Source organism: Alkalimarinus alittae, from assembly GCF_026016465.1.
Taxonomy (GTDB): domain Bacteria; phylum Pseudomonadota; class Gammaproteobacteria; order Pseudomonadales; family Oleiphilaceae; genus Alkalimarinus; species Alkalimarinus alittae.
The window spans coordinates 2,266,013-2,278,042 of the sequence record NZ_CP100390.1; the positions used below are offsets into that span (position 1 = coordinate 2,266,013).

General features: G+C 41.8%; 15 protein-coding genes. 14 read left to right on the forward strand and 1 reads right to left on the reverse strand.

Annotated features, from left to right (window positions below; all coding sequences use genetic code 11):
• The first annotated feature begins 1 nt into the window (after position 1).
• The 10 genes from gspF to gorA all read left to right on the forward strand — a co-directional run bounded on the left by gspF (position 2) and on the right by gorA (position 8,615).
• Positions 2–1,216 (forward strand): type II secretion system inner membrane protein GspF, encoded by a 1,215-nt coding sequence (gene gspF, locus NKI27_RS10260; RefSeq protein WP_265045967.1) that lies wholly within the window; start codon positions 2–4, stop codon positions 1,214–1,216.
• 74 nt (positions 1,217–1,290) lie between these two features.
• Positions 1,291–1,728, forward strand: coding sequence for a type II secretion system major pseudopilin GspG (gene gspG / locus NKI27_RS10265; protein ID WP_265045968.1), 438 nt, complete (start codon positions 1,291–1,293; stop codon positions 1,726–1,728).
• A 41-nt stretch (positions 1,729–1,769) separates the two neighbouring features.
• Entirely contained in the window at positions 1,770–2,315 is a 546-nt protein-coding gene (gene gspH / locus NKI27_RS10270) for a type II secretion system minor pseudopilin GspH (protein ID WP_265045969.1), read from the forward strand.
• 3 nt (positions 2,316–2,318) lie between these two features.
• Positions 2,319–2,777 carry a type II secretion system minor pseudopilin GspI gene (gene gspI / locus NKI27_RS10275; protein WP_265045970.1) on the forward strand — a complete coding sequence of 153 codons (459 nt, stop codon included), beginning with the start codon at positions 2,319–2,321 and terminating at the stop codon, positions 2,775–2,777.
• Positions 2,777–3,559: a type II secretion system minor pseudopilin GspJ gene (gspJ, locus tag NKI27_RS10280; protein WP_265045971.1), complete on the forward strand. Its 783-nt coding sequence runs from the start codon at positions 2,777–2,779 to the stop codon at positions 3,557–3,559. Before gspI ends, gspJ begins: the two co-directional genes overlap by 1 nt.
• Before the next feature lie 45 nt (positions 3,560–3,604).
• Complete coding sequence (gene gspK / locus NKI27_RS10285) at positions 3,605–4,627, forward strand: type II secretion system minor pseudopilin GspK (protein ID WP_265045972.1); 1,023 nt, start codon at positions 3,605–3,607, stop codon at positions 4,625–4,627.
• A 93-nt stretch (positions 4,628–4,720) separates the two neighbouring features.
• Positions 4,721–6,022 carry a type II secretion system protein GspL gene (gspL, locus tag NKI27_RS10290; protein ID WP_265045973.1) on the forward strand — a complete coding sequence of 434 codons (1,302 nt, stop codon included), beginning with the start codon at positions 4,721–4,723 and terminating at the stop codon, positions 6,020–6,022.
• On the forward strand, positions 6,022–6,549 hold the full coding sequence (locus NKI27_RS10295) for a type II secretion system protein M (protein WP_265045974.1): 528 nt from the start codon (positions 6,022–6,024) through the stop codon (positions 6,547–6,549). Before gspL ends, NKI27_RS10295 begins: the two co-directional genes overlap by 1 nt.
• A 35-nt stretch (positions 6,550–6,584) precedes the next feature.
• Positions 6,585–7,226: a GNAT family N-acetyltransferase gene (locus tag NKI27_RS10300; RefSeq protein WP_265045975.1), complete on the forward strand. Its 642-nt coding sequence runs from the start codon at positions 6,585–6,587 to the stop codon at positions 7,224–7,226.
• 36 nt (positions 7,227–7,262) lie between these two features.
• Positions 7,263–8,615 carry a glutathione-disulfide reductase gene (gene gorA, locus NKI27_RS10305; protein ID WP_265045976.1) on the forward strand — a complete coding sequence of 451 codons (1,353 nt, stop codon included), beginning with the start codon at positions 7,263–7,265 and terminating at the stop codon, positions 8,613–8,615.
• Positions 8,616–8,648: 33 nt separating this feature from the next.
• Here the strand turns inward: gorA and NKI27_RS10310 are convergent, their stop codons facing one another.
• Complete coding sequence (locus tag NKI27_RS10310; RefSeq protein WP_265049500.1) at positions 8,649–9,275, reverse strand: ExeA family protein; 627 nt, start codon at positions 9,273–9,275, stop codon at positions 8,649–8,651.
• Positions 9,276–9,320: 45 nt separating this feature from the next.
• On the opposite strand from NKI27_RS10310, the gene NKI27_RS10315 reads away from it, so the two are divergent.
• Genes NKI27_RS10315 through NKI27_RS19445 form a run of 4 tightly spaced genes read left to right on the forward strand, consistent with a single transcriptional unit; the run spans position 9,321 to position 11,756 of the window.
• Positions 9,321–10,037, forward strand: a complete 717-nt coding sequence (locus NKI27_RS10315; RefSeq protein WP_265045977.1) for a hypothetical protein — start codon at positions 9,321–9,323, stop codon at positions 10,035–10,037.
• A 24-nt stretch (positions 10,038–10,061) separates the two neighbouring features.
• A complete protein-coding gene (locus NKI27_RS10320; RefSeq protein ID WP_265049501.1) occupies positions 10,062–10,622 on the forward strand; it encodes a tyrosine-type recombinase/integrase in 561 nt (186 codons plus the stop codon).
• A 41-nt stretch (positions 10,623–10,663) separates the two neighbouring features.
• Positions 10,664–11,296: a DUF4158 domain-containing protein gene (locus tag NKI27_RS19440; protein WP_406802322.1), complete on the forward strand. Its 633-nt coding sequence runs from the start codon at positions 10,664–10,666 to the stop codon at positions 11,294–11,296.
• 43 nt (positions 11,297–11,339) lie between these two features.
• A complete protein-coding gene (locus NKI27_RS19445) occupies positions 11,340–11,756 on the forward strand; it encodes a hypothetical protein (RefSeq protein WP_406802324.1) in 417 nt (138 codons plus the stop codon).
• The last annotated feature ends 274 nt before the right edge of the window (positions 11,757–12,030 follow it).

The window sequence follows — 12,030 nt, forward strand, 5'->3', positions numbered from 1 at the left end:
TATGGCTGCGTTCGATTATAAAGCGCTAGATGAAAAAGGACGCCAAAAGAAAGGTGTTATAGAGGCGGATAGTTCAAGGCAGGTACGTCAGCAGTTGCGCGAAAAAGGGCTTACCCCGCTCTCTGTCGAAACGACTGTAGCCAAGGAGGGAAAGACACGTTCATTCACCTCTCAAGGTAAGAGTCTAAGTGTTAAGGATTTAGCACTCATTACGCGACAAATAGCAACATTAATTCAAGCCGGTATTCCCATTGAGGAAGCGCTAAGCGCTGTGTCTGACCAAAATGATAAGCCTCGTATTCGAAGTATTATGCTTGCCATTAGAGCAAAAGTATTAGAAGGGCACACCTTGGCCGATAGTATGGCTGAATTTCCGAACGCGTTTCCTAAGCTTTACCGTTCAACGGTTTCTGCCGGTGAACATGCGGGCCACATGGATTTAGTCCTTAATAGATTGGCTGATTATACAGAGTCACGCCAGCAAGCTAGGCAAAAAATACAACTGGCTGCTATTTACCCGGTAATATTGTCGGTTGTTGCCATTTCTATTGTTGTATTTCTTCTCACTTATGTCGTACCTGACATAATCGAAGTATTTGTTAACAATGGGCAGGAGTTACCTTCGTTAACCCAATCGATGCTAGTAGTGAGTAACTTCCTTAGTAATTGGGGAATGTATATTCTTATTGCGCTTATCATTGGCTTTATTATCTTTCAGTATTTTTTGAAGAAAGATGATTTTCGATTTGCGGTTCACAAAAAGATCTTATCTACGCCATTTATTTCTAAGTTATCTAAGGGGATGAATACTGCTCGATTCGCAAGTACGTTAAGTATATTGAATAGCAGTGGTGTACCGTTAGTTGAAGCCATCCGTATTTCTGGGGAAGTGTTGTCGAATGACTGTCTCAAGTCATCAATTATGGATGCTGCTGTGATGGTAAGTGAGGGCTCCAGCCTGACAAAATCCTTAGAAAAAACCGGCTATTTTCCACCGATGATGCTTCACATGGTCGCAAGTGGAGAGTCGAGTGGTGAGCTAGACCAAATGCTCGAAAGAACGGCAAGAAACCAAGAAAACGACCTCGAAGGGCTTATTTCAACAATCGTAGGATTGTTTGAGCCTCTGATGTTGTTGGTAATGGGGGTAGTTGTTCTTATTATCGTGCTGGCAATCATGTTACCTATCTTGAGTATGAGTAATTTGGTTGGTTAGTAAAAAGTGACGTAATGTTATTTAAGCGTCAGTAGAAACAATAGTCTGTATTAATTATTTTCGAGAAAAATAAAATGGATATTATCAAACAACAACGTGGCTTTACGTTAATCGAAATCATGGTCGTCATGGTTATTTTGGGTCTATTAGTTGCGGTTGTAGCGCCTAATATTCTAGGTAGAGGCGAGCAAGCACGTGTAACCGTTGCTGAAACTCAAATTAGAGAAGTGTCTAACGCGCTAGATCTTTATAAGCTAGATAACTTTAGTTATCCCAGTACTGAGCAAGGGTTAGAGGCATTGGTATCTAAGCCTAGCGGCTTTCCTGAACCTAAAAACTGGAATAAAGACGGCTACATGAAAACCGTTCCGGTTGATCCATGGGGTACGCCTTATCAGTACATAAGCCCTGGTGTTAACGGCCCATTTGATCTTTATTCTTTAGGTTCTGACGGTAAAGAAGGCGGTGAAGAAGAAGGTGCAGATATCGGTAACTGGGATGTTAAAGACTAGCTTAGGCGGCTATTAAATTAGCAAACCTAACGTCTTCTATAATGATTATTCCAAGCCGTACTCAAGCGTCAACACAAGCAGGCTTCACACTGATTGAAATTCTAGTGGTCATGGTATTACTAGGGCTTCTTAGTGGCGTTGCTGTTTTCACGCTAGGCAGCGGAAAACAGCAACGAGAGCTCGCTAACGAGGCTCAGCGACTGCATGCTTTACTTCGAATGGCTTCAGAAGAAGCGATATTATCTAACTCAGAGATTGGCTTTAGTATTGATGAGGATGGTTATGAGTTTCTTGAATATGATGATGAAGCGCTTACTTGGTCTGGCTCAACTATTGCCGTCTTAAAAAATAGGTCGTTTCCTGAGTGGGTTGCCATAGAGTTTCGTAAAGAGGGCGATGACCTTAAAATTCTGGGTAAAGACGAAGACGATTTAAAAAGACCCGATATGATGTTGCTATCGAGCGGAGAAGTGACTCCCTTTACCATTACGTTGCAGGTCAATCAAAATAAAGACGGTCAGTTTGTCATATCCTCAGATGGGCTTGAAGATATTACGTTATTAGAACCCGGAAAGGAGGAGGAATAATTAATGTTGAACCTTCCTTCTTCTGCTTTTACTGCTACAAGCAAAACTACCAGTACAAGTGCATTTACGGGTACAAGTGCAACGTCTAAATCTAAAGGCTTTACCCTTTTAGAAGTGATGATTGCGCTGATTATTTTCAGCCTTGTTGCTACAGTCATTCAAAAGGTTACCTCTCAAACTATTTCGCAGTATGAACGGATACGTTTAAAAACTATTGCTAACTGGATTGCTGAAAATAAAATGGCAGAAGTCCGTTTAAGCGGTGACTTGCCTCCAGCGAAAGAAAGCAAAGAAGATATTGAGTTCGCCAAAGATCACTGGAAGCTTGTTTCAAAGGTTTCTAAGACCCCTAATGCTAATTTTAACCGCGTTGATTTAGTCATTTTTCACAAAGATTCTGATGATCAATTTGATGAAGGGAGCCAGATTCTTACGTATTCAGGCTTTGTAGGACTTCATTGATGAACCATTCGAGTAACATGAGCCCGATGAGTAAGAGGGGGCATCAAGCAGGTTTTACACTTCTAGAAGTACTTATTGCCATCGGTATTACTGCTTTGATTGGTCTTGGAACCTGGCAGTTGCTTAGCGGAACCATAAGAGCACAAGAAATCACTCAGAAAAATAGTGAGCGGTTTGAAAAGCTTCAAAAAATGATGCTGATTTTATCTCGTGATATTCAGCAGATTAGCCATCGCTCTATTAGAGATGAATATGGTGACTTTCAACCTGCCGTATCGAACCGTAATGCCTTATATTTTATTGAATTAACGAGAGCGGGGTGGCGAAACCCTACGGGTGACGCTCGCAGCGATCTGCAACGTGTTTCTTATGAGCTATTAGATGGCGAGTTGCTAAGGCATTATTGGACCGTACTGGATCGCCCCCAGGATAGCGAAAGTGTTATTCAAACGGTATTGACCGATATTGACACGCTATCAGTGCGCTTTATGAATGATGACAATCAATGGAGTGAATCGTGGCCTCCAGAGCAAACCAATACAAACAATGTATTAGTAGGTCATCATTTATTACCCAAGGCGATAGAGTTGACGATAGAGCATCATTATTTTGGAACGCTAGTGCGCTTGTATGACCTACCTCAGTTTATGGATGTTAAGTCGGCTGCTAATGGCGGAAATAGTGGAAGTGGCGGATCGAATGCTGAGGAAGACGACAGCCAACAAGAAGGCAGTACACAAGAAAGTAGCCAACAAGATGACGCCGGCTTAAATAATGGATAAGTTAATTATGACAGCCGGTTGTAGTAACCCTGAATTATTGGAATTATGCGCTTGATAGCTTACACGGCATTAAACAGAGGCTCTTTACCCCATAAGCAAAAGGGTGTTGCGCTTATGATGGTGCTTTTTGTGTTTGCACTTGTCACCATTCTAGCCAGTGGGATGATTTCGCGTCAGAGCTTGTTTATAAAAAAAGCGTCCAACAGCTTAATTCAAAGCCAAGCTTATGAGTATGCATTAGGTGCCGAGCAAGTGGCTCGCCAAACACTTTTTGTTGACTGGGAAGAAGACAAAAAAGAAAAGGAATATATTGATACCCTTAAAGAAGATTGGGGCGCTTCAGCTGTCGGTTTTCCCGTTGATTATGGTGTTATTGAAGGGCAGATTGATGACTTACAAGGCAAGCTTAATATCAATAGTCTCATCAATTCTAATGGTACAAAAGACCAAGTAGTCATCAATCGATTTGTTAATCTATTCATAGTTTTAGAGATTAATGATCTTAAAATCGAAAAAATTATTGATTGGATTGATGAAAATAATGAGGTCGATGGCGCTGAAGGCGCTGAAGACGGCGATTATTTGATAAAAGATAAGCCATACCGAACAGGGAATCAGCCGTTTGCATCGATATCTGAACTCATGTTAATAGACGGTATGACTCCCGAGTATTATGCACTGTTGCTACCTCATGTATCGGCCTTACCCGTTGGGGTAAAATCCATTAATGTTAATACTTGTACAAAAGAGATTTATCGTTCGCTAGCGAAAGGAAAAATACTAACAGATGATGAGGGTCAGGCTATAATCGACTATAGGGTTGACACTCCGTTTAAAACGTTAGATGAATTTAAAGTATTGCCTGAGTATGCAGGTTTAGAGTTGGAAGGCCGTTTTTCGGTTAACAGCGAATACTTTAGCGTGTCATCTAAGGTCACGTTATCTGATCGTGTTAGTCGGTTGGTGTCTGTTCTTCATCGAGACGCTAGTGATGGAACGATATCACTACTAGCACGAGATCAAGGTCAAAAATACATCATCACCAAAGATATGTTAGTGGTGGAATAAAACAAAATTATGGTTAGTCGATTTACACTGCTATGCCTGTAAGGTTAGAGTTAACAAACGCTAAAGAATTTAAGGGACATAAAGAGAATAATAATGCCAAATAAGTTGTTTATTCGTGCACTTTCGTTGCCCGAAAAGGAAGATGAAGGGCTGTCCAATTTTGAGTGGGCTCTTTATGCTCGTGCTGGTCAAAAAATTGCAGGAGGGTTTGCCGAGCGATTTGAAGATGTCCAACAACTGCTTGATCAAAATGCTATTGAAGATGTTCAAATTATCGGTTTGATTCCTGCCAATATTATAAATTCAACTCAGGTCACAATCCCGGGCAAGCAGTCACGGTATGTGCAGCAAGCTCTGCCATTTGCGGTTGAAGATCAATTATCAGAAGACATAGATAGCGTACACATTGCATTGGGCGACAAGTTGAGCAATGGTAATTATTCTGTTGAGGTTATTAGCTACGATTTCTTTAAACTGTATTTTGATGCGCTCGTGCATACCGGGTTTACTATACATGCGATCTACAGTGATGCCTCGTTACTCCCTATACAAGGGGTTGACGCGGTCATTGGTTTTGAAAACGACTGGGCATTAGTCGACATCAAACCCGGTACGGTTAGTCGGGTTAAACGATTTAACCTGGTCAGTTATTTTGAGTCTGTACTGATCACAGAAGGTACCAGTGAAGGCACCGATAAAAAGAAGGTCAGTTGCTATATACCGCCTGAACAAGCAGATTCACTCAAAATAGTGCTGGCTGAACTGCAGCAGACTGAAGGCTTTGAGTGGACTACTCACGACCTTAACGTTCCGATACTCGAGTTGCTATGTGAATCTTGGTTTCAACAAGGTACAAAAGGTATAAACCTTTGTCAGGGCGACTTTAAAATTGCAAATGCTAGCGCGCCATCATTTAAAAAGTGGAAGGCCGTAGCTGCAGTTGCAGGCATCTGGTTTTGCCTTCAAGTGGGTGTCGACCTCGGCAAAGGGTACTACTACCAAGATGAGGCAGAGAATTATTCTCAAGCAGCATTAGACGTGTACAAATCTCTATTCCCTGCTGAAAGGCGTGTTTCTGTCAATAATTTAAGGCGTACACTTCAGGGTAAACTTAACTCTGCTAATGCCTCGCAAGGTAATACGGACTTCCTTAGTCTTCTGAGTGAAGCAGGTTATCAATACTCTAAAGTACCCAATAACCAAACCATTGAATTTAAAAGTGTTAACTACAGTGATCAGCGACAAGAGCTAACGATTGAGTTGAGAGCAGGGTCGTTCCAGCAACTCGATCAACTTAAAAACGGTCTTACCGATGCAGGGTTGGGTGCTAAAATAAGCTCTGCTATTAACGAGCAGAACAGTGTAAGAGGGCGCCTAAGCGTCACAGGTAGCTAATGATGTCCATTATAACAAAGATTAAAAACTCACCCTCTGTTGTTTCGGCAATGCGTCAATTTGATTCATTACCTAAACGAGACCAGCAAGCTTTGTTGCTACTCTCGGGTGCCTTAGTGTTAGCCATATTATATTTTTTAGTGTGGTCTCCAGCCCATGAATTTTCAAAAAAGCAGGAGGCAAACCTTAAAAGTAGTCAAGAGCTGCTTAGTTGGGTTCGCGCCAATGAGGGTATTGCAAGGTCCCTCGTTGGCGATGCTGGCAGCCATTCATCTAAAATTATAGATAGCCAGTCTTTGGTCTCGACTGTGAGTTCAAATGCTCAAAAGCATAAGATAAACTTAAAACGATTCGAGCCATCGGGTGAACGTAAAGTGCGTGTATGGCTTGAAAAAGTCCCTTTTAATACCGTAATTTTATGGTTAAAAGATTTGAATTCATCCTATAACATCGAAGTGTCACAAGTTTCGATCGACAAAGATGAAAAAGGTGGGTTGGTTAACGTTCGCTTAACGTTGAAAGGTTAACCCAAACGACCTAAAGTCAGTGCAGGAGAAAAATAATGACAGATACTGCGGAATGTGACCAAGCTGAAATTGTAAGGCTTAACCCAGCCGCTACGGCTGAAGCAAAGAGTATTCTTTACCATGCTTACCGAGATGAGCCTACCTTTAAGTACTTATTTGATTCGTCACGTGCAGGGTATGACCAACGCGTTCGTGCAACCATTAGAGAGTTAATCGATCTTCACTTCGCTCATGGGCAAGATGTTATCGGATTAAGTATCAATAATGCGCTAGTAGGTATTGCGCTGGTCGGTAGCCCTACTGTAAGGCTAAACCTGGCTGAGCAGTTTAATTGGCGTATCAGGATGATGCTCACCGCAGGGCTTAGTTCTACTCGACGATATATTGATTACCATATGCAAGTTAAGGCAACACTGCCAGGAAACGAGCATCATGAACTCCCATTGATGGGTATAAAAGCATCACATCAAAGACAAGGATACGGTCGTTTGCTGTTAGAAGCGGTTGAAAAGCTTTGTAGCGAAAATCCACGTTCATGTGGTATTGGGCTAGATACCGGTAATACACGATACATTAAATTTTATGAATCCTTGGGTTATGAAAAAGTAGGTGAGGTTAAACTGGAAAATTTTACAGAAACGGTTTTATTTAAACCTAGAATACCTCAAACCGCTTAGCGTTTATTTCCCCTTCAAATTTAGGAAACCTATTCTATGTCAGAGTACGATTACGATCTGTTTGTCATCGGTGCAGGCTCAGGCGGTGTTCGCCTGTCTCGTATTGCTTCAAGCCTTGGGGCTAAAGTTGCTGTTGCAGAAGATCGTTATATGGGGGGAACCTGTGTCAACGTAGGTTGTGTACCTAAAAAGCTATTTGTTTACGCTTCACATATTGCAGAAGACTTAGAAGACGGGGCGGGTTTTGGTTGGACAAATAACGGTAAACTGAACTTTAATTGGCATACGCTAAGAGATAACAAGACAAACGAAATCAGTCGTTTAAATGGTATTTATAATAATTTACTTGAAGGTGCTGGGGTGACTGTTCACACCGGTAGAGCACGCTTTATTGATCACCACACGGTTTCAGTTGGTGATCAAACCATCACGGCTAAATATATCGCTATCGCAACGGGTAGCTGGCCGTTTGTGCCTGAGTTTGAGGGTTCAGAACACGCTATTACTTCAAATGAGTTTTTCTTCTTACCAGACTTACCTAAATCAGCAATGGTCTTAGGTGGGGGTTACATTGCTGTTGAGCTTGCCGGTATTTTAAATGGCCTGGGTGTTGATACCACTTTGATTTATCGGGGTGATCTTTTCTTACGTGGTTTCGACGAAGATGTACGTCAGTTTGCTAAAACTGAAATAGAAAAGAAAGGCGTGAACTTATTGTTTAACAACAATATACAATCAGTATCTAAAGCGTCTGACGCTTATAAAGTCACCCTGGAAGACGGCAGCATCGTTAATACAGGTTTGGTTTTAGCTGCAACGGGTCGCAAAGCACACATTCAAGATATCGGTATAGAAAACACCGACATCACGTTAAACGACGCGGGCAACATTGTGGTAGATAGCCATTTTACGACCTCAGTCGATAATATTTTTGCAGTAGGTGATGTTAAAGGTGGCTACCAACTTACACCTGTTGCACTGGCTGAAGGCATGGCGTTAGCTCGTCACTTATTTGCGGGTAAACCTATTAATATGGATTACGACAATATACCTACTGCTGTGTTTTGTCAGCCTACCATTGGTACGGTCGGTTTAACCGAGCAGCAAGCGCGTGAACGCTTTGGGGATATTGATGTGTATAAATCAGACTTTCGCCCAATGAAGCATACCATGTCGGGTAGAGATGAACGCACATTTATGAAGCTGCTCGTCGATGTTAAGACTGATCGCGTTGTCGGCGCACATATGGTAGGCCCTGAAGCTGGTGAGATTATGCAAGGCGTGGCTGTCGCGATGAAAGCAGGCGCAACGAAAGCCCACTTTGATGAGACTATAGGCATACACCCAACTGCAGCAGAAGAGTTTGTAACAATGAGAGAGCCTGTTTAATAGGCTTATTATCACTATTCAAAAGCAAACCCGTTACATCGTGCTTTGCTTTTGAATCTGTTTTAACGTTGGTATCTCCATACCTTTATCATGAAGAACCTCTTTAATTATACAGGGATAAATTTTATCCTTGAGCTGTGCTGAGTAGCCATAGACCAGCGATAAATCGCACAGCACATTAATTATTCTGGGTACTCCTCCGCTGTGCTCCCATATTAGGTGCATACCTTCTTCACAAAATAATGAAGGCGCGCCTCCGACGGTCATGAGTCGATGGCGTATATAGCCGACAGTCTCATTATAACTCAGCGCTTTTAGGTGGTAGTCGACAATAACCCGCTGGGTAAATTGTTGAAATTCTGGTTTTATTAGCTGTTCTCTTAGCTCTGGTTGGCCGACAATTAAAAACTGTAACGCGGTGTGTTTACCTGAGTTAAGGTTCGACAATAGCCTGACTTGCTCTAATAATTTCATACCTAAATGCTGTGCTTCATCGATAATAATCGCGACGTTTCTGCCTTCTGAATATTCTTTAATTAAAAACTTTGTGAACGTGTCATAAAGCCCTACGTGGCTTTTGTCTGAGTAGTCGAGGTTAAATGCAAATAGAATCCACTGCATTAACTCTAGGGCATCCGTACACTGAGAATTGACTCGAATTCAGTACGAATAAGTCTATTTTAAAGACTGCTGGGACAGGCTGCGATGCACAAAGAAAATCAACCAATCACGCAACCAGTAAATAAGATCGAAAGATACTTGCATGCTGCGACCCGAGATAATACGCGTCAAAGCTATCAATCAGCGATTGAGCATTTCGAAGTACGCTGGGGGGGATTTTTACCCGCAACAGCGGAACAGGTAGCCCGTTACTTGGCTGACTTCGCAGAAAGCCTATCGCTAAACACTTTAAAACAGCGCTTGGTGGGTATTGCTCAGTGGCACGTACAGCAAGGTTTTCCTGATCCGACCAAGACACCGATCGTCAAGAAAATACTTAAAGGTATTGCAGAAGAACACCCTTATACAGAAAAACAGGCTAAACCATTACAGCTAGAAGAATTAAAGCAGGTTGTTGCCTGGTTAGACCAGAAATTACTTTCTGCACAAAGTGAAGGTAGCCCGCAGCAGCTTTTGCTATTAAAGCGCAATAAGGCACTTCTGCTACTAGGTTTTTGGCGCGGCTTTCGGAGTGATGAATTATCTGGACTACAGCTTGAGAATATATCCGTCAGCCCAGGTACTGGAATGGACATCAAAGTGCAGAAAAGTAAAACGGATCGTTCATCGCGTGGTCGCCACATGAGAGCACCAGCTTTAAGCCAGTTGTGCCCAGTTGATGCGTATCAAGATTGGTTGACTGTGCTAAATTGTCAACAAGGTCCTGTTTTCAGGGCTGTATCTCGTTGGGGTGTTGTTTGAGAGAAAGGCTTACACACTGATAGTATTGCCGTTATTCTAAAAAAGCTTCTAAAAGAAGCGGGGATTGAAAATCATCTTGATTATAGCAGCCACTCCTTACGCCGAGGATTTGCGACTTGGGCGAACAATCAGCAGTGGGATTTAAAATCATTAATGGAGTACGTTGGTTGGAAAGATGTCAATTCTGCCATGCGTTATATCGAAGCCCCCGACTTATATGGCCAACAAAAAATTGAACAAGGCTTAAGCAAAATACGGCCACAGGCAGAAGAGAATAAAACAAAAATTCTGAAGCTACCTGTGGCTAAATTACAGGTACATTGTGCATTACAAAAATACCATAAAGGTGTACGTAACTTAAAAGCAGTACGCGAAAATATTGAGCAGTTCTGCTTAAAACCGCTTGGCATGATCCAAGGAAATCAAACTGGATACTATTTTATTTATATGCCGTATCGAGATAATGATCACCTTAATGAGCTTGTTGACGATCTACTGCATGAACTCTATGAGTCAGCAGCGGATCAGCAATGTTTATTGGAAGCAAATATCCAAGACATGAAAAGTAAAAAAATGTGGTCTTAATAATAAAAAATTTCATAACAATAAATAAGTGACTCAATCGCATGATCGCACCGGATTCAGCTTATCCTTTATTACCAGCAGAGTTAACCCAACAAGAGCTTTCAACACATTTTTCACCCACGGTAACTGAGCTCACTCTAGCAAACCAAAAACGACAACCCCTTGCGCGATTGGCCTTTTTAGCGCACCTAAAATTAGCTCAGCGCTTAGGGTATTTCCTAGTGCTAACAGATATTCCCGATATATTATTAAAGCACCTAGCAGACGCATTAAAACTGAAGAAATACCCTAAAAGGAAAGAAATTTCCGCATTTGAAGCTTCAGGTAGTCGTAGTCGGCAGTTAGTCATCATACGGAAATATCTAGGCATTAAGCCTTTTACCAACGAAAAATGGTCTTGGCTAGAGAAACTAAGCTATAAACATGCTCAATCCAAGGAAAGTGTCAACGACATCATCAAAGTCATGTTAGAAGAGCTAGTCCACCATTGTTATGAGTTACCAGGTCTTTCTGGCTTACAATCCATGGCGCAACGTATTCGCACTCAAGTTAATGATAAGCACTTCCAATCCATCACTGAAAACTTATCTGAGGCCAATAAAGACCGCATCAAAGAGCTACTATCAAAGAAACAAAGTGAACCAAGTGTAGTGCAGCCTCTGGCAAGCCCTTAAACGAGAACCAAAGCAACCTACCAACAAGGAAGTTCGCAGCTATTTGCAGCATGTACATTGGTTACATGATCTTAGCGAATCTCTGCCAAAACCTGATATTCCTAGCGCTAAACTGAAACAATTTACATTAGAAGCACGTGCACTCAATGCTCATGAAATGGCTAAACTTACTGAGAACAAACGTTATGCATTAGCCTGCATACTAATTCGTAGTCAGCATAGCAAGGCGCTGGATGATGTGGCGAATATCTTTATTAAATTAATTCGAAAACTACTCCGTAGTGGACAGGTTCAACTTGACCAATATTTGCTAAAACAAAGATCGGATGTAGAGAAGCTAATTGACTCTTTTAAAGGTGTATTAGAAGGCTATCAACAAGGCGCGGATGATAAATCACGCATTAAAGCGATTGAGGACGTGATTGGAGGCGATGCTGAGGATTTAATTGATCGGCTGTGAGCAACACATGGCATACGCGGGAAATAATTATATCCCTTTCTTGTTAAAGCCTTATAAACAAAAGCGCAGTTTACTTATGAACTGCCTTAAAATATTAGACGTTAAAAGCACATCAAGTGATGAAAGTACGGTATTACTCACCAGCCTTCTACGGTCTCTTTCCAAAAGCCACAAACTTAAATTAAGTCGTGAAGAGCTAGAAGCTATGATCGGGCAACCTTTCAAAGAAGAGTGGTTACCTGAGCGATGGCAAAAGATGGTTTTCGAACGACAG

Bases quoted from the DNA above. Each gene is read 5' to 3' on its own strand.
- gspF (WP_265045967.1), top strand. From the start codon at position 2: ATGGCTGCGTTCGATTATAAAGCGCTAGATGAAAAAGGACGCCAAAAG.
- gspI (WP_265045970.1), top strand. From the start codon at position 2,319: ATGTTGAACCTTCCTTCTTCTGCTTTTACTGCTACAAGCAAAACTACC.
- NKI27_RS19440 (WP_406802322.1), top strand. From the start codon at position 10,664: ATGATCGCACCGGATTCAGCTTATCCTTTATTACCAGCAGAGTTAACC.
- gspH (WP_265045969.1), top strand. From the start codon at position 1,770: ATGATTATTCCAAGCCGTACTCAAGCGTCAACACAAGCAGGCTTCACA.
- gspG (WP_265045968.1), top strand. From the start codon at position 1,291: ATGGATATTATCAAACAACAACGTGGCTTTACGTTAATCGAAATCATG.
- NKI27_RS10295 (WP_265045974.1), top strand. From the start codon at position 6,022: ATGATGTCCATTATAACAAAGATTAAAAACTCACCCTCTGTTGTTTCG.
- gspK (WP_265045972.1), top strand. From the start codon at position 3,605: ATGCGCTTGATAGCTTACACGGCATTAAACAGAGGCTCTTTACCCCAT.
- gorA (WP_265045976.1), top strand. From the start codon at position 7,263: ATGTCAGAGTACGATTACGATCTGTTTGTCATCGGTGCAGGCTCAGGC.
- NKI27_RS10300 (WP_265045975.1), top strand. From the start codon at position 6,585: ATGACAGATACTGCGGAATGTGACCAAGCTGAAATTGTAAGGCTTAAC.
- NKI27_RS10315 (WP_265045977.1), top strand. From the start codon at position 9,321: ATGCACAAAGAAAATCAACCAATCACGCAACCAGTAAATAAGATCGAA.
- gspL (WP_265045973.1), top strand. From the start codon at position 4,721: ATGCCAAATAAGTTGTTTATTCGTGCACTTTCGTTGCCCGAAAAGGAA.
- gspJ (WP_265045971.1), top strand. From the start codon at position 2,777: ATGAACCATTCGAGTAACATGAGCCCGATGAGTAAGAGGGGGCATCAA.